The organism is Pedobacter hartonius (assembly GCF_900107535.1).
GTDB lineage: Bacteria > Bacteroidota > Bacteroidia > Sphingobacteriales > Sphingobacteriaceae > Pedobacter > Pedobacter hartonius.
The window spans coordinates 110614-132023 of sequence record NZ_FNRA01000007.1; the positions used below are offsets into that span (position 1 = coordinate 110614).

14 protein-coding genes are annotated in these 21410 nt (G+C 42.6%); 4 read left to right on the forward strand and 10 right to left on the reverse strand.

What is annotated here, in order from left to right; translation table 11 throughout:
• Positions 1 to 47 precede the first annotated feature (47 nt).
• Positions 48 to 1370 (forward strand): DNA recombination protein RmuC, encoded by a 1323-nt coding sequence (gene rmuC / locus BLW16_RS13565; RefSeq protein ID WP_090557466.1) that lies wholly within the window; start codon positions 48 to 50, stop codon positions 1368 to 1370.
• Here the strand turns inward: rmuC and thiL are convergent.
• Complete coding sequence (gene thiL, locus BLW16_RS13570) at positions 1365 to 2405, reverse strand: thiamine-phosphate kinase (protein WP_090557468.1); 1041 nt, start codon at positions 2403 to 2405, stop codon at positions 1365 to 1367. The two genes, rmuC and thiL, sit on opposite strands and share 6 nt — an antisense overlap.
• 40 nt (positions 2406 to 2445) lie before the next feature.
• Positions 2446 to 3438, reverse strand: coding sequence for a quinolinate synthase NadA (gene nadA, locus BLW16_RS13575; RefSeq protein ID WP_090557470.1), 993 nt, complete (start codon positions 3436 to 3438; stop codon positions 2446 to 2448).
• 398 nt (positions 3439 to 3836) lie between these two features.
• Here nadA and nadB point away from each other — a divergent pair, with 398 nt between their 5' ends.
• Positions 3837 to 5423 (forward strand): L-aspartate oxidase, encoded by a 1587-nt coding sequence (gene nadB / locus BLW16_RS13580; protein WP_090557472.1) that lies wholly within the window; start codon positions 3837 to 3839, stop codon positions 5421 to 5423.
• 10 nt (positions 5424 to 5433) lie between these two features.
• Entirely contained in the window at positions 5434 to 5943 is a 510-nt protein-coding gene (locus BLW16_RS13585) for a gamma carbonic anhydrase family protein (RefSeq protein WP_090557474.1), read from the forward strand.
• Here the strand turns inward: BLW16_RS13585 and BLW16_RS13590 are convergent, their stop codons facing one another.
• The 8 genes from BLW16_RS13590 to BLW16_RS13625 form a co-directional block, all read right to left on the reverse strand.
• Complete coding sequence (locus tag BLW16_RS13590) at positions 5944 to 7578, reverse strand: Ig-like domain-containing protein (protein WP_090557478.1); 1635 nt, start codon at positions 7576 to 7578, stop codon at positions 5944 to 5946.
• Between the two features lie 143 nt (positions 7579 to 7721).
• Positions 7722 to 9584: a tRNA uridine-5-carboxymethylaminomethyl(34) synthesis enzyme MnmG gene (gene mnmG, locus BLW16_RS13595; protein WP_090557480.1), complete on the reverse strand. Its 1863-nt coding sequence runs from the start codon at positions 9582 to 9584 to the stop codon at positions 7722 to 7724.
• Between the two features lie 139 nt (positions 9585 to 9723).
• Complete coding sequence (locus BLW16_RS13600) at positions 9724 to 11592, reverse strand: ABC-F family ATP-binding cassette domain-containing protein (RefSeq protein ID WP_090557482.1); 1869 nt, start codon at positions 11590 to 11592, stop codon at positions 9724 to 9726.
• 218 nt (positions 11593 to 11810) lie between these two features.
• Positions 11811 to 12254 carry an rRNA maturation RNase YbeY gene (ybeY, locus tag BLW16_RS13605; protein ID WP_090557484.1) on the reverse strand — a complete coding sequence of 148 codons (444 nt, stop codon included), beginning with the start codon at positions 12252 to 12254 and terminating at the stop codon, positions 11811 to 11813.
• A gap of 10 nt (positions 12255 to 12264) precedes the next feature.
• Positions 12265 to 15579, reverse strand: coding sequence for a DUF4175 family protein (locus BLW16_RS13610; protein ID WP_090557486.1), 3315 nt, complete (start codon positions 15577 to 15579; stop codon positions 12265 to 12267).
• Between the two features lie 147 nt (positions 15580 to 15726).
• The gene (locus BLW16_RS13615; RefSeq protein WP_037441187.1) at positions 15727 to 15918 is read right to left on the reverse strand and encodes a cold-shock protein; all 192 of its coding nucleotides are present in this window, start codon (positions 15916 to 15918) and stop codon (positions 15727 to 15729) included.
• Between the two features lie 95 nt (positions 15919 to 16013).
• A complete protein-coding gene (locus tag BLW16_RS13620; RefSeq protein WP_090557488.1) occupies positions 16014 to 16955 on the reverse strand; it encodes a hypothetical protein in 942 nt (313 codons plus the stop codon).
• Between the two features lie 389 nt (positions 16956 to 17344).
• A complete protein-coding gene (locus BLW16_RS13625) occupies positions 17345 to 19855 on the reverse strand; it encodes a zinc-dependent metalloprotease (protein ID WP_090557491.1) in 2511 nt (836 codons plus the stop codon).
• A gap of 179 nt (positions 19856 to 20034) precedes the next feature.
• Here BLW16_RS13625 and BLW16_RS13630 point away from each other — a divergent pair, with 179 nt between their 5' ends.
• Complete coding sequence (locus tag BLW16_RS13630) at positions 20035 to 21369, forward strand: D-alanyl-D-alanine carboxypeptidase/D-alanyl-D-alanine-endopeptidase (RefSeq protein ID WP_090557492.1); 1335 nt, start codon at positions 20035 to 20037, stop codon at positions 21367 to 21369.
• Positions 21370 to 21410: the final 41 nt, after the last annotated feature.

Below are 21410 nucleotides of genomic sequence, written 5' to 3' on the forward strand. Positions count from 1 at the left end.
TTGTTAAAATGATATATAATAATGATTTTTGATAAAAATATTAGTAAATGAATAGTATAATCATTGTGTTGCTGGTTATTGTAATGGCCGCTCTATTTTTCCTCCTTTTCAAAAAACCTGCAGCCGGTACAACTCAGCTGGAAATGCTCGGTTTAAAAGAAACAGAGCACCAGCGTACCCTTTCCTATTACAGGGAAGAAAAACAAAGGCTGGAAGATGAACTCGCCGATCTCCGTAAAGGTTTTATGGATGAAAGGAGCAGGGCAGTCAAAGCAGAAGAAATACTAAACGCACAACTGGCAAAACAGATCCAGCAGGAAAAATATATCGCGGAACTTCAGCAGCAGTTTAAATTACAGTTTGAACAGATTGCCAACCGGATACTTGAAGAAAAAACTTCAAAATTTACGCTGCAGAACAAAGCCAGCATGGAACTCATTTTAAGCCCGCTGAAGGAAAATATAAAGGCTTTTGAGGAAAAGGTCGACCGTGTGTACAAAGCTGAATCAGACGAGCGCAATATACTTAAGGGAGTGATCTCACAGCTGATGGATCAGAGCAGGCAGATCCAGGAAGATGCCAATAACCTGACCAAAGCGCTAAAGGGCGATAATAAGAAACAGGGCAACTGGGGGGAGATCATACTGGAAAGGGTACTGGAACGCTCCGGATTGGTTAAAGATCAGGAATACCGTATACAGTCCAGCTTTAGTACCGCTCATGGAAACAGGGTTCAGCCAGATGTGATCATAGACCTTCCTGAGGATAAACATATCGTGGTGGATTCAAAAGTTTCTCTTATCGCCTACGAAAAATATGTTTCAGCAGAGACAGATGAAGAGCGGGATACCTATGTCAAACAGCATCTTCTTTCAATAAAAAACCATATTCAGGACCTTTCAGGCAAAAATTACCATGCCCTCTACCAGATCAACTCTCCTGATTTTGTGTTACTTTTTGTCCCAATAGAATCATCATTCGGCATTGCAGTACAAAAGGATGCGGAGCTCTTCAATTATGCATGGGACAGGAAAGTGGTCATTGTAAGCCCTTCTACGCTACTTGCTACATTACGTACCATTTCAAGCATCTGGAAACAGGAAAGACAAAACCGCAACGTACTTGAAATAGCCCGTTTGAGCGGTACCATGTATGATAAATTTGTCGGTTTCCTGGCGGATATGGAGAGTATCGGAAGGAATATCAGGCAAAGCCAGGATGCCTATGAAAAGGCCTTTAATAAATTGTCTTCAGGTGCCGGAAACCTGGCAGGTACAGCTGATAAAATAAAAAAGCTGGGTGCAAAAACTACGAAACAACTTGATCATAAATTTCTGGACCCAGCATTAACTGAAGACGATAGCCTATAATTTAAATGCGTTCCAGCCCTGAGCTTTCAGTTCATGGACCACATTGGATTTCGAAATCATTTTACATCCAGAAGGTTTATCGGTAATATGGCCAATCACAGTGATATCCACATCATGTTTTAACTTAGCGTAATCATTCTGTTTGATGGTAAAAAGCAATTCATAATCCTCACCTCCGTTCAGCGCACAAACAGTAGGGTCTATTCCTAACTCCCTTGCGGTTTCATAAGTCATAGGATCTATAGGCAGCTTATCTTCATAAATGGTGCAGCCTTTGTCAGACTGTTTACAGATATGCATAATCTCAGAAGCCAGTCCATCAGAAACATCGATCATTGATGTAGGGAGAATCTTCATTTGTGCCAGCAGGTCCACAATATCCCTGCGGCCCTCCGGTTTTAACTGCCTTTCGATAATATAATCTTTTCCTTCCAGGTCTGGCTGAATATTTGGGTTTTCCAGGAAGATCTGCTTTTCGCGTTCCAGTATCTGCAGGCCCACATAAGCACCGCCCAGATCACCGGATACACACAGAAGATCACCTTCATTTGCACCGTTCCTGTACACAATATCTGCTTTATCCGCAAAACCTATACTGGTCACGCTGATCACAAGCCCCTGTTTACTGGATGACGTATCACCACCGATCAGGTCTATATTGAATTTGTTGCAGGCCAGCTCTATCCCCTTGTAGATTTCTTCAACGGCTTCAAGCGGAAATTTGCTTGACAGGCCCAGTGAAACCGTGATCTGTGTTGCTACCCCATTCATGGCGTAAATATCACTCAGATTAACCTGAACGGCCTTATAACCCAAATGCATCAGCGGTACATAAGCCAGGTCGAAATGAATTCCTTCAAGCAGCAGATCAGTAGAGATCAATATCTCCTTATCTCCAGCATGCAGTACAGCAGCATCATCTCCGATACCTTTGATACTGCTCTCGTGTTTAATTTTAAAATTATCAGTCAGGTGTTTAATCAGGCCAAATTCACCCAATTCTGAAAGATCTGTACGTTCTTTATTTTCAAACATAATTATTTTTTATCAGCTGTTCTGCTGTAATCAATTTCACTTATAAACCAAAACTTGCTGATATTTCCAGCATCCTTTCGATGGGTTTTCTTGCTGCGGCAATGATATCTGCAGGCACTGTTACCTCAGGCGTTCCGTTTTTTAAACATAAATATAGTTTTTCCAGTGTATTTCTTTTCATGTACGGACAATCATTACAGGCACAATTGTTATTTGGCGGCGCCGGAATAAATGTTTTACCGGGGTTTGCCTTTTCCATCTGGTGGATAATACCGCTTTCTGTAGCCACAATGAATTCCATTGCATCACTTTTTACAGAATAATTCAGCAGTCCCGTTGTAGAACCTATATAATCTGCCATTTGTAATACCGCTTCTTCACATTCAGGATGGGCAATAAATTTTGCATTGGGATGGCGCTCCTTCAGTTTTGTAATTTTTTCTCTCGAAAAGATCTCATGAACCATACAGGCTCCATTCCAGAGTACCAGGTCCCTGCCGGTTTTTTTGGCCACCCAGGCACCCAGGTTCTTATCAGGGCCGAAGATAATCTTCTGCTCTTTTGGCAGGCTTTCTACAATCTGAACCGCATTGGTAGAAGTACAAACGATGTCACTCATCGCTTTCAGTTCAGCTGTGCAGTTCACATAGGTAATCACCAGGTGATCCGGGTATTTTTCTTTAAATTTCTTAAACAAATGTGGCGGACAACTGTCTGCCAATGAGCAACCTGCCTTTACATCCGGCAGCAGTACCGTTTTTTCCGGAGAAAGTATTTTAGCGGTTTCAGCCATGAAATGCACTCCTGCAAACACAATCACGTCAGCTTCCGTTTTTGCAGCCTCCTGGGAAAGGCCTAAACTGTCCCCAATATAGTCCGCTATATCCTGAATATCAGGCTCTTGATAGTAGTGCGCCAGCACTATTGCATTTTTCTCCTTTTTTAGCTTTTCAATTTCATCAAAAAGATCAAGTGTTGGGTCGATACTTTCTTCTACAAATCCTCTTCTGTTTAGTTCTTCTAAGGTATCCATTTTCAACGTTTCAATAATTAATAATTATTTAATATAAATAGACTTCTATTGTTTATTAGTGTGTTAGTAATGTTTGTAACTCCGGGCTTTTTATTCGTTAATATGATTTGTTCTATAGTTACTAACAAATAAATGCGATTTTATTTATAACTATCTGCTGATTTACAATCAGATATTTTTAGGACGAAAAACTTATCAATAGAAATATGTTTATTGTTAGTACCGGGGTAAAAAGTTAATAACTCATGCAAAGTTGCTTAAAAATAACTTAAAATATTGTGTGTAATTCTCATTTTACCTTAGCTTTAAACATTCTTAAATAGTTACTCTATTTATTTAGACATGTAATTAACATTTTTCTAACGTTGTTAACAAGACGGCAGAATTACCAATAATCAATGAGAAAGGCAGATTTTTTAGTAATAGGGTCAGGTATTGCCGGTTTAAGCTTCGCTTTAAAGGCGGCCAGGCACGGAAAGGTAATTATCATTACCAAATCAAATGAAGACGAATCAAACACAAAATATGCCCAGGGTGGGGTAGCAGTAGTGGTAAATAAAGATGATTCTTTTGAGAAACATATTCATGATACTTTAATTGCGGGTGATGGTCTGTGCGACCCTGAAATCGTTGAAATTGTGGTCAAGGAGGGTCCTCAGCGCATACAGGAAATCATCGATTACGGAATTAATTTCGATAAGGACACCGCCGGCGTGTACGATCTGGCGAAAGAAGGAGGGCATTCAGACCACCGGATTTTACACTATAAGGACGTCACCGGATATGAAATTGAGAGCGTTCTGCTCAGGCAAATTCATGAAAATGACAATATAGAGATATTAACACATTACTTCTGCCTGGAGTTAATTACCCAGCATCACCTCGGTGAGTTTGTTGACAAGACATCAAAAGATATTAACTGTTTTGGCGTATATGCCTTTAACACAGAACTTAACGATGTTGAAAAGATCTTGGCAAAGGTGACTATCCTCGCTTCAGGCGGTGCAGGCCACGTCTATTCCAGCACCACAAATCCGGTCATTGCTACTGGTGATGGTATGGCAATGGTGTACCGTGCGAAAGGGAAATTACGCAATATGGAATTCATTCAGTTCCATCCTACTGCTTTATATAACCCCGGAGAGTATCCTTCCTTCCTGATCTCGGAAGCTGTAAGGGGCTTTGGAGGCGTATTGAGAAGGAAGAATGGGGACGAATTTATGTATGAATATGATGAACGCGGATCTCTTGCGCCACGTGATATTGTAGCCCGTGCGATAGATTCCGAAATGAAAAAATCAGGGGAGGATTTCGTTTATCTGGACATTCGTCACCAGAAAAAAGCTGACATATTGGCGCATTTTCCAAATATTTATGCGAAGTGTTTATCCATCGGGATAGACATGACCAACGACCTGATTCCCGTTACTCCTGCAGCGCATTATATGTGCGGCGGAATTTTAGTGGACGACTACGGCAGATCTACGATCAATCATTTATATGCCTGTGGTGAGTGCTCATCAACAGGTTTGCACGGTGCTAACCGTTTGGCATCGAATTCCCTGCTGGAAGCCCCTGTATTTGCGCACAGGATCTATCTGGATGCTGTGGAGCGGTTTAAAGAGAACGTCATACCGGAGAATATTCCGGACTGGAATGATCATGGCGTGGTACAGTCTGACGAAGATATTCTTGTTACCCATAACCTGCGGGAAACACAAAAACTAATGAGTGATTATGTAGGGATTGTACGGTCTGATTTCAGGCTGGACCGTGCCATGCGCCGGCTGTTCCTGTTACATGAAGAAACTGAAGCTTTTTATAAGGCTAACCAGGTTTCTGTTAAATTATGTGAACTGCGTAATGTCATACAGGTAGCTTTTGTGATCATTAAATCTGCAATGTCAAGGAAAGAAAGCCGTGGCCTGCATTATACTACTGATTATCCAGGTCATGCAAAAGAACTGACCGACACTATTTTTTAATTTACTGATTATGGCTGTTATCCTTCCTGTTTTAGATAAAAGCCCCGTATGGGGAGAAAATTGCTTTATTGCTCCAAATGCAACTATTGTGGGCGATGTAAGTATAGGTAACAACTGCTCTGTCTGGTTCAATGCCGTGATCAGGGGAGATGTGAATACGATAACCATTGGTAACGACTCCAATATTCAGGATGGTGCTGTGATCCATGCTACGTATCAGAAAGCAAAGACGTTTATTGGCAACAGGGTTTCTGTTGGCCACAATGCAATTGTGCATGGCTGCACCCTTAAAGATCATGTTCTGGTGGGTATGGGAGCCATTGTAATGGACGATGCGGTGGTAGAGGAGTACTGTATCATTGCTGCCGGATCAGTAATCCTGGAAAGGACAATCTGTGAAAGCGGTTACCTGTATGCAGGAATTCCCGCTAAAAAAATAAAGCCCGTTACTGAGGAGCAACGGGCTTTATTAAATAAATTACCGGATAATTATATCATGTACGCTGACTGGTTCAGGTAGTTATTGTTCCTTTGGAAGTGTGATTGTTTCATTTCTATCCCAGTTTGCACGGATGGAAAGCTCTTTGGTTTCATTCCAGATTTTTTCCGGCTGTATACCTGCTTTAACATCCCCGGTATCCCATTTTCCATTTTTGTTGGTATCGTAGATAATCCTGATGAAGTATTTGCCCGCTCTGTAGTTGGCAAACTTTACGGTGGTATCCCGGGCAACTACAAGCGTATTTACGATAGCTTTGGCCTCGTTCGTGATTTCCAGCAGGTATTGTTTGTTGGGCTCAGGGACCTCTATTTTAACGCCTAAAGTACCATAATCGTCTCTTTTTGCCAGCTGGAATTTTTTGATGAATTCTTTATTTTTTGCATCGAAAATAGCTGTAAAAGCACCTGGTGCAAATTTAATATCGTATTGGCTGTCTGCCCTCCAGGGATAGTTGAAGTTGTAGGAAAGTAGCTCCAGGCTATCCTTTGTTACCGTGAAATCTTTCATTACTACTGAATCTTCCATCAGTGTGATTTTAGATGGGTCAACGCCCGTTACCGGAATACCAAAGCTGAGCTGCAGGGGCTTATTCGGATTCAATAGATTTGCTTCTATGTTATCTGTAGGTAATACCGGCCTGTTATACGTATCTTTTTTTCCCCGGTTTAACTTCACAGTCTGGAGTAGTTTACCGTCTTCTGTAATACTTAATTTTGTTGAATCGAAGCTCATGTCGGTCAGCCATATCTTTACAGAATCCGTCGTTTTATTAAATTTCACGATTTTTCCGGCATCGATATTTTTTGGTTCCATGATCGTTATCCCGGGATTTTTAAGGTGCTGATTGAAACTCAGCATGATACTTCCATCAGCATTGATCCTCCTGTCATTGATCCGGAATACTTTGGCTTCCTCCTTAAAGAGGATCATATTTACATTTTGGGTATCCCTTTTCAGGGTTATCGGATCTTTAACAAAACCGACCTCGTCAGAACTTTGCTGATAGATTTTATCACTTCCCTGTTCTTTCAGTACATAAATTTTGTAGGTATCTGCCCTGAGGTTATTGATTTTGTAGTTTCCACTGCTGTCTGTAAGCGCATAAACAGAAGCTTTCTTTTTTCCAAAAAGGGTATCCCTGGCCAATGGAAAGACAAAAGCTACGGCTTCGAACACCGGCTTTCCGGTCTGGGCATCTTTGATGTTACCTGATATACTCAGCGAATCAAGTTCCGGTCCGGTGGCAAAAACATAGCTGAAATTTTTAAGGGCGTTAGCTTCATTTACATCTACAATTGCTTTTCCAAAATTTAGGGTATAGGTGGTATTTTTTTCAAGTGTGTCCGGCAGGGTGATCTCCAGTGATTTGTTCTTTACTTTTAAAACCGGTAATACATCTACGTCGGGGGAGATGGAAAATTGTTTTTGCTGATCTGCAAGTTTAAAATATTCGTCAAACTGGATGACGATTTTTTTTGCCGCAAAATTCCTGGTCAGGTTTTTTGGGTTCAGAGAAAGTATTTTTGGTGGAATGGTATCCTTTGGCCCGCCCTGCGGACCTGCGCCAATACTTGCACACCGCCCAAATAGCAATAAAGTAATAAATAGCAGCAACAATTTTCCTGTTATCCGTAGTATGTTGTTTTTGGTCATTTATATGCGATATAATAAACTTATCTATATTTCGAACTCATTATATTAAAATAATTTAAAAGTGGCTTATATCGATTAAAATAAAGTCAATTTTAAATGTATATTTTTATTGATTAAATTATTGATATTCAAGTAATTATAATTTATTTACTGATATGTACCATCAAAACCGAAATATCTGAGGGCGAAACCCCTGAAATTCTTGAAGCCTGACCTAAAGTTCTTGGTTTGATCTTCAATAATTTTTCCCGGGCCTCTTTTGACAGGGAACCCAGCTGCGAATAATCAAAATCAGGATTAATATCTTTGTCTTCCATCTTCTGCATTTTGTTCACAATGTCCTGTTCCTTCATAAAGTAACTTTCGTATTTTATTTTGATTTCCGCCTGTTCAATTGTTTCCTGGCTGAAAGCGCTGAGGTGTTCATCAAAGGTTTTACTTACTTTTCTGAGGTCATCTATACCTACCTGCGGCCTGCTGAGTACGCTGAATAATTTAACGTTTTGTGTAAGTACACTTGAGTTTAAACTTTCAAGCATATCATTTGCTTCGGTCATTTCAATTCCCTGCTTACGGGTAAAGGCAACGATCTCGTCAGAGTTGGCAATTTTTTTATTTACTTTTTCCAGGCGTTCATCACTGATCAAACCTAAGGCATGGCCAATAGGGGAGAGCCTGATGTCGGCATTGTCCTGACGCAGCAATAACCTGTGTTCTGCTCTTGAAGTAAACATCCTGTATGGCTCTTCCGTTCCTTTTGTGACAAGGTCATCTATTAGTACCCCTATATATGACTCAGAACGCTTCATGATCAGTTCATGCTGGTCTGTAACCTTTTGGTGGGCATTGATTCCTGCTATAAACCCCTGGCTGGCAGCTTCTTCATAGCCTGTAGTTCCATTAATCTGGCCTGCAAAAAACAGATTTTGTATCAGTTTGGTTTCTAAGGTCAGAGACAGCTGTGTAGGTGGAAAATAATCATATTCGATTGCATATCCCGGCCTGAACATCTTGGCATTTTCAAATCCTGGTATCTGGATCAGTGCCCTGTACTGAACATCTTCCGGCAGGGAGGTAGAAAATCCGTTTACATAGATCTCTACAGTATTCCATCCTTCAGGTTCAACGAAAATCTGATGTCTGTCCCTTTCAGCAAAGCGGTTTATTTTGTCTTCAATAGAAGGACAGTACCTTGGGCCGAGACCTTTAATTCTGCCCGTAAACATTGGAGATTTTTCGAATCCTTCTTTGAGTGTTTCGTGGACATTACTGTTGGTGTAGGTAATCCAGCAGCATCTTTTATCGGTTGGTCTTTCGACATCTGTATAGGAGAATCTTCCCGGATTTTCGTCTCCCCATTGTTCTTCCATCAGGGAATAATTCAGCGACCTTCCATCCACGCGTGGGGGAGTACCTGTTTTCATTCTTCCTGATTCGAAACCAATAGATGTCAGTTGTTCTGTAATTCCGGTGGCTGCTTTTTCCCCTGTGCGGCCTCCGCCAAATTTTTTCTCGCCGATATGGATGATGCCATTAAGGAAAGTTCCATTGGTAAGCACTACACTTTTTGCGCGGATCTCTGCACCAATAGAGGTTTTAACACCTATTACTTTATTGTCTTTTATGATCAGTCCGCTTACCATATCCTGCCAGAAATCTACGTTTGGGGTACGCTCTAAAGCAAGCCTCCATTCCTCGGCAAAACGTTTTCTGTCGATCTGTGCGCGTGGGCTCCACATCGCCGGACCTTTTGATAAATTCAGCATTCGGAATTGCAAAGTTGTCTTATCGCTAACGATTCCGGAGTATCCTCCCATAGCATCGATTTCCCTTACGATCTGTCCTTTTGCTACTCCGCCCATGGCCGGATTGCAACTCATTTGTGCTATAGTTTCCATATTCATGGTGACCAATAACACCGAAGATCCTAAGTTTGCTGCTGCTGCGGCTGCCTCGCATCCTGCGTGTCCGGCACCTACAACTATCACATCATATTCTTTAAACATCTTGTTTTTATGTTATGTTCCACGTGGAACAAGGCCTGTAATTCTTCGTTTGAAGCACCAGTGTTTCACGTGGAACGTTTATTTTTATTGTTGTTCAGCGGTCTTGTTCGAAGGCCAGACGCGCTTAAAAAGCCTTAAATTAGTTCGTTTGATTCTTCCTTTCTGAGAGATCCAACCAACGTTCCATTGTCTGATCCATAAGGGTATTCAAATTTTCAATGGACTTCGTCACAGTTTGGATCTCCTGATAATTGGCACTGTCTATAGACAGGAGGGAAGTGGTCATTTTTTCAATTTCTGCCTCTGTTTCTGCAATGGTGGCCTCAGCATCATCCAGTTCCTTTTGTTCTTTATAACTTAATTTATTTGTCGCCGGGGTCTTTTCCTGTGTTTTTGTAGCTACCGGCTGCACTTTCTCTTTCGGGGCATCCAGGCTCAATCTATATTCAGAGTAGTTTCCATTATAAATATTCACCACTCCATCACCTTCCATAATGAATAACTGCTCGCTCATTTTATCCAGCAGGTACCTGTCGTGGGATACCAGGATCAGTACTCCGGGGAAATTTTCAAGGAACTCTTCCAATACATTCAGCGTATCGATATCCAGATCATTGGTAGGTTCATCGAGAATAAGGAAGTTTGGATTTTGCATCAGGACTTTCATTAAGTGCAGGCGTTTTTTCTCGCCCCCGCTTAATTTCTCTACCATACCATGCTGTTTTTTTATTGGAAACAAGAACAAAGTCAGCAGTTGAGATGCAGAGATCGTCTGTCCGTCTGCCATTTTAATATATTCAGCATCTTCAGTAACGATATCAATTACGCGCTGTTTATCATTAAAGGCTAAACCACCTTGTTTATAGTAACCATAAACTGTCGTTTCACCAGTACTTACCACACCTTTTTCAGGTGTAAGAAATCCGGTAATAATATTGAGCAGGGTAGATTTTCCTGTACCATTTTTCCCTGCTAATCCAATACGGTCGGAGCGTTTAAATACATAAGTAAAATCATTGATGATTTTCTTTTCTTCAAATGACTGCCCGATGTGGTCCAGCTCAAGTATTTTGTTTCCCTGACGGGACATTTTTACATTCAGCGTCACGTTTTTATTATCGGTTCGCTGTTTAGTTTTACTGTCAAGATCGTAAAAGGCATCAATTCTGGCCTGGGATTTTGTTCCCCTTGCCTGCGGCATCCTTCGCATCCATTCCAGTTCCTTTTTCAGGAGGTTCTTATTTTTATGGAAAGTGCTTTCGTCAGAAGCTTCGCGTTCAGATTTTTTCTCCAGGAAATAGGCATAGTTCCCATTGTAGTTATAGATCTTACCCCTGTCCAGTTCCACAATGGTATTACATACATTATCCAGGAAGTACCTGTCATGTGTAACCAGCAAAATTGTTTTGTTGCCGGTGGTCAGTAATTTTTCCAGCCATTCAATAGTGTCAATATCCAGGTGGTTGGTAGGCTCATCCAGTACATAGATCTCAGGATCTTCAATCAGTAATTTTGCCAGTGCCAGACGTTTTTTCTGTCCGCCGGAAAGTGTGGCTATTTTTTGCTGCAAATGATTGATGCCCATCCGGCTCAGGATCGTTTTAATCTCGTGCTCGTATTCCCAGGCATTGTGCTCGCTTAACTCTTCGTATAAACGGTTGAGTGTATTCTCATCAGGGTTGGGGTCTTCAATCAGTTCTTCATATTCCTTGATCAGTTGCTGCTGTTTATTCTCCTGGGAAAAAATAAAATCACTGATTGAATATCCATCCGGGAAGGAAGGTTCCTGATCCAGGAATCCGATCTTAACGAATTTATTTTTTACAATTTTTCCTTCCAGGGGATTGAACCGCTCGGCCAATAATTTTAATAAAGTACTTTTACCGGCCCCATTGATCCCAACAAGTGCTACGCGCTGTCCGGTCTGGATGCCTAAAGTTAAATTCTTGAATAACCATTCATCATGGTAGGCATGGCCTAAGTTTTCTGCTGCAATTAATGTGCTCAAAGTATTTTTTTAACGAATTATAGGATAAGAAATTACCTGCAAAAGTAAACATAATTTGCGGGTAAAATATTCATCAGCCGGGGGAGGCAGAATATTATTGATAAATTACTTGTTACTGACCAGAAAGCGCCGGGAGATTAGTTAAAACCGCTGCATTTATTCACCCCTTATAAAATTAATTATTTGATATACAGGATGATAAGAATAATATATTTTTATTACACTGCTGGTTCAGTGTTTAACAGGGCCAGATATTGGTCTTCTTTTTGTGTCATTAAAGCTTTTGCTTCTTTTCCTTTGTCTTTATAGCCCAGCAGATGTAAAGTTCCGTGGATCATGACTCGGTTTAACTCCTGCTGCGTAGTGCTCTTAAACTGCCTTGCGTTTTCCTGTATACGTTCAATGCTGATAAATATATCTCCTACGATCGTTTTAAGCTCCTCTGAGTTGTCAAAAGTGATCACGTCGGTATACGTGTCATGTTTCAGGTATTGTTGGTTCATAGCGAGTAAATATTCGTCAGAGCAAAGAATGAAATTCAGCTCTTCAAGCTGGTATCCTTCGGCAATGATGGTGTCATGGATCCAGTTTCTTATCTGTGTCTTATTTTTGAGTGTATACTTTACCTCTTCAGAGAAAAAATAGATTGGGGCCTTACGCATAGCTATGGATTTAATGCGGCGAATTTAGTGATTTAAAATAGGTTGATATTTTATTTTTGTAATAGTAATTCAGCGTTGGTGGTAATTTCTGAAGGAATTCCTTTTCACCCAGGTTGTCCTTTTTAAACTGCTCCAGCATTTTAGGGTAGGAAGGAGGGAACTCCTTGCCGGCCCTGCTTTCTCTTTTACCCTCTTCATCCTGGTCACGGCTTGCCTTTTCTGCATCCAGCAATTTTGTCATCAGCCCCTGCTGGCGTTTGATCGTTTCTTCTTCCAGGCGTTTATTGATCAGGTCAGACTCCGTCAGTTTCATGTCTTTTACCATCTGGTTCAGGTTTCCTGAACCATTTTTTCCATCTTTATTTTCTTCGGCATTTAATTTCTGGAGGGCTTCCCTGATCATTTGCTGCTGCTGCGCCATTTTAGCGAAGCTTTCGCTCATTTTTCCTTTTGGGACGCTGCCCTTATTTCCGTCCTTTTCCAGCTGTTGTCTGGCCTGCTGCATATTTTTGTTCAGTTGCTGCTGCATCTGCTGTAGTTGCTGCATGGATTGTTTGCCCTTTCCTTTGCCGCCTGATTTTGAATTTTTTTTGTTTTTCTCCAGCTGATCCAGCGCTTCATTCAGCATCAAGGCGAGGTTGTTGACAGATGACATGGTGTACTGCTGATTTCTGCCGGCTTCGGCGGTTCTTCTTTCTCCCAGGCTTTCAAGGCTTTTGTCAATGTTGAAATTGATCTTCTGCATTTCTTCATTTACGGTGCTTTCTATTTGGGGTACCCGCCTGCTGAGGGAGGAAAGACTATCGGAAATCGTTTTCATGTTGTCTTTGATTTCGCGCTGCTGCTGTACATTTTTGAGGTATGATGGATCACCGGAAACCATTTTCTTCAGGTTGACCATCACTTTTTCCTGATCAAATGAAGTCTGCAGCAGGTTCTGCAGCAAACGGCGCAGTTCTTCCGTCTGCAGGTTGTTTTCCATTTCTGCGGACTGCTGGTTTGCTTCCTCTAATTGTTTGGCCATTTTTCGCATTTCCTCAGCGGCTTTCTGCTGGTTTGCTGCTGCCTGCTGAGACTGCTTTTTCTCCAGGTTCTCCATGCTTTTGTGCTGTTGTTCCTGTACTGACTTTGTTTCTTTCTCCATGGGCCGGAAGTCATTGGGATGTTCCAGCGTCTGGTTTTTCTGGTCGAGCTGCTGCATTTCTTTTTTCAGCTCATTAAACTCCTCCGTATTTTTCTGCTGCTGTTTTTTGAGGTCTTCAGTAGCGGCATTTTTTTCCTGCGTTTTTTTTGCGAGGCCCTTCTGGGCGTCAGACAGATTCTTCAGCCGGTCTATCTTTTCCTGTAAGCTCTGTTCAAATTCCAGCTGTTTATACAGTTCCAGAACCCTGTCGAGCTCCTTTTTAAGGGACTTATTGTCCATAGTCATTTTGGATAGCTCATTCTGCACCTGGTCCTTATTGTTCTGGTCCATCAGGCTCTGCAGTTTCTCCAGCAGGGCCTTTGTTTTTGGATCAAGGATGTGGTTAAAGAGGTCATCAATCTGTTTTTGTTTTTCGGCAAGCTCTGTTTTGACCGACTCATTTTCAGCCTGTTCACTGCTGTTTTTCTGTTTGGCCTGCTGTATATCTTTTACCGCCTCTTCCAGTTTTTTCTGTTTATCGAGCAGCTGGCCGATCTCTTTTTTATTTTCAAAGGACAATTCTTTTTTATCCAGCAGGTTTTCGCCCAGTTTTTTGCTGTACCTTTCTACTTCGGAAGCCATTTTAATGGCCGAGTTCATCTGCTGCTTCAGGGTGCTGCTTTCAGTATTCAGCTGTTTTGCCAGTGCCTGGCCTGAAGGGGGGCTGAAAGTTTTTATGGCGGACCGTGCTTTCTTTGGTCCGTTTACTGCGTCATTATCTGCTACTTCCAGGTAATATTCTACTATCTGGCCGGGTTTAAGGGCAAGGTCTTTAAGGTTCCGGTAATAGAGAAATGGGTTTTCCTGCTGAGCAGCAGCGATAGGGATAGCAGTGGACACCGTCTTTTTTCCTGTACCATTCTCCTTGACGGTATACACAAACTTTAGCGAGGTAAAGCCATGGTCATCAGAGATGTTTCCTTTAAAATAATGCACTTTGCCATTGATGGAGTCGGTAGTTTCAGTTACGCTGATCTGTGGTGCCAGATCGGGTATGACTTCAATCTTGTGATTGATAGAATCCGGGTGGACAGAAAAAGTATTCTTTGGTACGATCTGATAGCTCTGGCTTTTCCTTAGTAAGGCACTAAAGCTTGTTTCGTTACCATTCATGGCTAATTCTTTCACCATTTTATCCAGTGTAAACCGGAGTATTCCTGTATTTTCCGTATAGATGTTCCAAGTCACCCGTGTTCCTTCGGGCAGGAGCAGGTCTCCTGCATTTGAAATCAGCTCGTTCTTTTTTTTCAGGTAAAGGGGGTAGACCAGGCTTGCCCTGATATTCAGTACAGATGGGCGGGGTTTGACTGTCAGCAGGTAGGATTTTGAATCAAAACCTCCTGCACTGAAATGGAAGAGCTGTGTTTTTTGCAGGTTTTTTAAGGCGTAATAGAACCTGTTGTTTCCTTTTCTTTCCAGCTTAAAGGTATTGAGGCCTTCCATCAGGTATACTTCCTGTGGCAGCTGGTCGCCGTTGAGCTCCAGATCTATCATCAGGTCTTCGCCCTGCGTTACTGTCATTGCGCGGTTACGGAGCACAAAATTAAAGGGAGCGGCAGGTAAAATTTCTTTATTGTATTGGATGAAACTGCGTGTTCCTTCCCTGAATACTACAGGTGCAATGACCGCTACCAGGAGGATCAGTGCAAGCGGGATCAGAAAATATTTTATATATTTTTTATTCTCGTTCAGGCTGACGGCATTGCTGAAGGGAATGGGTTTCAATTCATTGATCTTCTGGTCTATTCCTGCCAGGATCAGTTGATTTTGCGAGGGAGAGAGGTCTGCCAGCGCCTTTAGCTGCAGGGTATTCAGTAATTTGTCGCGGATAGGCTCAAAATGGGCACCTATCAGTGCGGCAGCTTCTTCCAGGCTGAGTGTTTTACTGAGGCTCAGGTAGGACAGGAGAGGTTTAATAATGCCAATTACCGTGGAAAGGGACAGGAGCAGCAGATAGCTGAAGAAGAGAATGGTTTTGATTACAGGGATGGGGCGGATATAATAAACCAGTACAAACAGCAGGAGATACAGGCTCAGCAGTATAGCCAGTGTATAGATCATACCGCGCAGCAGCTTATTCAGATAAAACTTCTTTCTGAATTCGTTGATCCTGGAAATTAAGATTTCGTAATTGCCGTCCATTTAGCTGCGAATAAATCTAAAGATAAAGAACTGGGGCGACAGCGCGAATACAACGGTGTTTTTTTTACACGGGATCAAAAAAAAGCGCATAAAAAAAGCTTCCTGATATCTCATCAGGAAGCTTGTACGAATTATGGTTATAATAATCTAGATTACTTTAACATTGATCGCATTCAAACCTTTTTTACCGCTTTCAACATCGTATTCTACTTTGTCGTTTTCACGGATTTCATCGATAAGGCCTGTTGAATGTACAAAAATTTCGCTATCGCCATTAGCTGGTACGATAAATCCGAAACCTTTAGTTACATTAAAAAATTTTACTGTTCCTTCTTGCATTGTATTAAGTATTAATAATTAAGTCTGCAATGTAGTGATTATTTTTTTATAATCTGCAAATGCTTCATTTTTTGATAAATATAATTTTTGGAAAGCTATTTCGTTCCTTTTCTGCCTGTTACAGTTACGGTAACTTCACTCGTATGCGGCATTCCCAAAGTACTCCCGGGTTTAATTTTTAATAAATTTTCTAAATAAACGCTCGTGATTCCTGCTAAAACTTTTTTGCGGACTTCGCGGAATTCAGGCAGGTTCGTGAAGAAATTTCCAAGCCGGAGTTTGCCCTTTTCATCAATCAGGATATTGAATTCATAGGCGAAATCCTTATAGGCATCAGGAATCACCAGGCGGTACCTCGGATAGAGATAATCATAGGCCTCCGTTTTACCGTTAAGGCGGTCTACATTGCTCAGGCGCTCTACAGAGATCCTGTTGTCTCGCGCACTGAGGAGGGCCACCTGCCTGGCGGCAAAAACACTGTCGGTCTGATCCGGGTAGCGGTTTGCCCGTTCCACCAGTTTAGCGATAAAGATCGTATCTGCCCGGGTTGGGCGCTGTAATTTTTCTGCCGTGGTATGTAAAACGTTTTTGATGTAGTTATCGGAATAAAATGTCATGTTCACATCTGACCGGATATCGTCTGCAATTACTTTTCTGCTCACCTGCAGGCGCTGGAAAACCAGGCTGTCTTTGCTGATCAGCTTAAAGCGGAACCATTCCTTGGCGAAATTATATACATCTCCGTGGTCATACTGCAGGTAAAAACCCTGCATGATCTTCTTTCCGGGATCATATGCCGCCATGGTATCGGGCTTTTTCAGCTGGATGATCCAGCTGGGTTCCTGTTCAAAGCCCATGCTGTCAAAAGAAAGGCCATTGCTAAAGCGGCGTTTTACTTCAGTATACCTGATGCCTGTAATAGGGCTCAGGTCCAATCTCGTTTTTGGTTCCGGTTTTTTTTTACCGGGCTTTCCATTACAGGCGATCAGTAATAACCCGGAACTGACAATGATTAACAGGGGCTTGAGTACTTTCATATCAACATAACGCTTTTACCGGCAAATATATCAGCCTTTCTTTTCTTAACCTAAGAGATTTGAATTCTTTAGGACAGTATAGGACAAAGGTATATAAATTCATATTGAACAGCCATTGAAGCCGTACAGAACCCGTATTTTCTGTAGGGTTGGTCTGGGGTTGATCAGGGGTCGCGCTGGGTTATTTATGTTTAACCCAGCAGAACCCCAGCACAACCCCAGATCAACCCCAGCTCAGATGCGAGTTCTATACAGGTTTATTATGAATTTTAGCCAGGTTCAAAGACAGTTGTAAGACAACTGTCTTTGAACAAACAAAAAAGCCTCCTTCAGGGCAACGAGCAATAAACCCGTTGAGCTAAAGGAGGCTAGATTATGGTGTTCTTTAGCTATTTTTTGGGGTACAGGATGTCGTTGATCCTGACCGCCAGGTCGTCATAATGTGCCTTTGTCATCGTGTCACCTGCAACAGCCCGCGCTTTTGCGATCGTTAACAGTGATTTTAATTCTGCTCTGACCAGTGGCCTGATATCAGAAAGTGATACATTGACAGGCGTTAATCCGAAATTGGCGATGCGGTCCGGAGTTACACCCGGAGGCGCCTGCATTTCCTGGGTCATCAGCGAAGTTAAACGATCCACAAACGCACGCTGCAGGTTGCGTTTAAAAGCATCCGGGCGTGTAGCCGGGATAATACTCGTGTGAAGGTCTTTGAAGAGCTCAGGAAGCGTATATGCAACTTTAGCGCCGTTCTTGGTTTCATTGTCCAGCATCCTTGCAATGCGTGAAGGAGATAAGATAACTCCGAGCGTTCCAGTCTGTACGGCTTTGATATTATTCAGCAATACGCCGTTATCAAATTTGTTGAGTTCAGCGTTATTGATGAGCCATAACGGGGTATTGAACAACTGGGCATTCAGGAATGCAACGGCTTCTTTCTGTTTGGTCCTGGGCAGGTAGGTATAAACAGCACCTTTTTGGTCATAAGTTTTAAAGTTTTCGCTCATCCCGCCGATGTTGGTGGTCACATGACCCATATAACGGTTAAATTGTATGATCACCTCACCATAGATCTCTTTCAGATCGCTGTAATCTTTTCCTTTTTCGTAGGTCCATTTTTCAACGTTGGGCAGAATGCGTTTTAGGTTTGCTATACCATATCCGCCAGCTTTCATCGCATTGTCTCCCAGGTCTTCATTTTGCAGACGGGGATCCAGGGATGTGCCTTGCCTTCCGTAATAATACAATGGGTTGCCTGCTTTGGCGACGGTCCAGGCATCCAGTTTCTCGCGTTCCTGCTGTGCGGTTAAATTACCAGGGAACCAGGTATATCCCCATTTGATGGCCCATTTGTCATATTCACCAATGGTAGGGTGCAGTTGGGTTACCCCGTCACCCGGCTGTGCGATATAGTTGAAACGTGCATAGTCCATGATAGATGGTGCTGTTCCGTGCGTATTGGTGAAAGTCCTGGAGCGCAGAGAGTCAACCGGATACGCATAACTTGAGCCGAAGTTGTGTGGCAGCCCCAGTGTGTGGCCGATCTCATGTGAAGAAACAAAACGGATCAGGTTTCCCATTTGTGCATCACTGAACTTAGCTTTTCTTACTGCAGGGTCTACCGCGGCGGTTTGTACAAATACCCAGTTTCTGAGCAGGTTCATCACGTTATGGTACCAACCGATGTGGGTCTCCAGGATCTGTCCCGTACGCGGATCGGAGATATGGGGTCCATAAGGATTGGAGATGTTCGATGCAAAATAGCGGACTACAGAATAGCGGGAATCGTCAACACTGAATTCCGGATCTTCTTTTGCGGTTGGGGCTTCTTTACCGATGATGGCATTTTTGAAACCTGCTTCCTGGAAGGCAACTTGCCAGTCGTTGATTCCGGCAATCAGATAAGGCACCCATTTTTTTGGTGTTGCAGGGTCAATGTAAATGACAATGGGCTTTAGGGGCTCTACGAGTTCACCTCTTATATAGGCCGCTGTATCTTTCGGAACCAGGTTCCAGCGATGGATGTAGGCTGTTTTTTCCGCTTTTTGTGCGTCAGTACCATAATCGGTCTGCGTTTGTCCGAAATAACCGACCCTCACATCCGTTAGGCGTGCTTTAACGGGGCTCTTTGGTAAAAGTAACATGGACGTATTGAATTCATAAGTCACTGCTCCGATACTGTTATCGATAGGCGATTCCGCTGTCTTGTAGGTTTTACTTGTGACTACCTCTATGTTCAGGGGGAAGGTTTTTATGGTATCAATGTAAGAGCGGGGAGGGTCGAGCGCAGTAGTTTTATAGGCTTTTCTCAGCTCATCTGTGGCGCCGATAGCCATTACATCACCATTGTAAAAATCGGTGACATCAATGACCACACCACTGGTATCTTTGTTGTACGCTTTGATATCAAAACCGGCAATGATCGTGGAGAGGTTAGAGTTTTTTACCGACTGGTACATGTCTGATGTGCTGTCTGCCCGTACAGAATAGCTGGGCACGCGAACAAAAACCTGTTTGCCGCGGCGTTCCCACTGCCAAACCTGTTCATTCAATTCTTCACCGCCATATTGCTGGTTGCCCACAGATATACCGGAAGGCACTTTGTTTAAACGGGAAACGATCAGCATTTCACGGTTTAACAGGGTATCAGGAATTTCGAAGAACCACTTATCATCTACTTTGTAGGTTTTAAATAAACCATCCTTTTTTCTTGCTTTTGCCGTGATGATTTCGGCGAAGGGCTTAATGCCTTCTTTTTTCACTGCAGGAGGCGGCGTTGCAGTGGTTCCCGCCGGGGGGAGGTTTTTTTTAGATTTCTTTTGTGCATATAGCGCATCACTGTTGAATGCACATATAAAACACATACCGGCGATTGCCAGTAAGTTTGACCTTTTGTTCATTGGGTATAACAGTTTTTTAGGTTAGTATTTGAAGATCAAAGATATTCATTGAGTAAAGCATCAAATATGTGTAATTATAAAGTTACAAAACGCTAACTGGCAGGTGTTTTTTTAAAAATGGGGTGGCTTTAATTAAATAAATAATACTTTAGGGTGATTTCGATAACAGCAGGACTATAATGAAAATAATTAAATCCTATAAGCCCTATAGCATACACGTGTTCGCTTTACTTTTGGCGCTGTTCTGGGCGGGCTGTGCTGCTGACCGTAAAATAGAAAGAAAGGTGAGCCGGTTAATCAAAGGATCTTCAATACTGAATAACCATCCCGTAGGATTTGCTCTCTCGGATCTTGAAAATGGTAAGGTTATTTATGAAAAGGACGCCGATAAATACTTTATTCCGGCATCGAACACTAAATTGTTTACATTTTACGGCGGATTGAAGATGCTTCCTGATTCCATTCCTTCATTGAGGTATATCGAAAGGGGCGATTCGCTGATCTTTTGGGGAACCGGAGATCCGTCCTTTTTGCAGAGCAGGCTGAAGGGCGTGAATGCGCTGAACTTCCTGCGGACAAGCGGCAAACAATTGTTCTTCTCTGCCGGCAGGTATAGCGGGAATTTTTACGGAATGGGCTGGTCATGGGACGACTATAACGATTATTACCAGGCTGAGATAACCGAACTGCCACTGATGGATAACCTGATCGCCGTCACCAGCGAAAATGGCAGACTGCGTGTAAGCCCTGCGAAGTTTAAGCATTCCCTGATGAAAGATTCCCTGAATACTGCAAAGACCTTTTCTCTGACGAGGGACTTCACCGAAAATAGATTAAGACATCCTGATATAGGGACTATGCCTAAAGGGTATGAGCAGCAAATTCCCTATAAAACAAGCACACAGCTTACCTTAAGTCTGCTTACCGATACGCTGCACCGCCCGGTAGGGCTTGTGCTGATGGGAATGCCGTCGACCGCAAAAACGATATATAACGTGCCTTCGGAGCAGGTATTGAGAGAAATGATGCTGCCCAGTGATAACTTTATTGCAGAGCAGTTGCTGCTAGTGTACTCCAACCAGTTTCAGCCCCTGCTAAGCGGTAGTGACGCGATTCAGTATATCCGGGAGAAATACCTGGCCGGGCTGCCCGATAAGCCCCGTTGGGTGGATGGTTCAGGCCTTTCCAGGATGGATCTCTTTACCCCGAGGGACATCGTTGCCCTGCTGAAAATGATCGACCAGCAGGTCAATAACCGGGAGAAACTTTTCAGCATGCTCCCCGCCGGAGGAAAAACAGGCACCCTTAAAAATGCATATCCGAAAACAGACCAGCCCTTTGTTTATGGTAAAACCGGGTCCCTGTCCAATGTATATAACCAGAGTGGTTACCTGCTGACAAAAAAGGGGAGAACACTCAGCTTTTCTTTTATGAACAATAATTTTGTCAGCCCCGTGGCAGATCTGAAAAAGGAAATGGCCAGAGTGATCACCTATATCCACGAGAAATTCTAGATGTTTTTCTGCCTGGCATATAGAAAGGCAATGGTATTAAT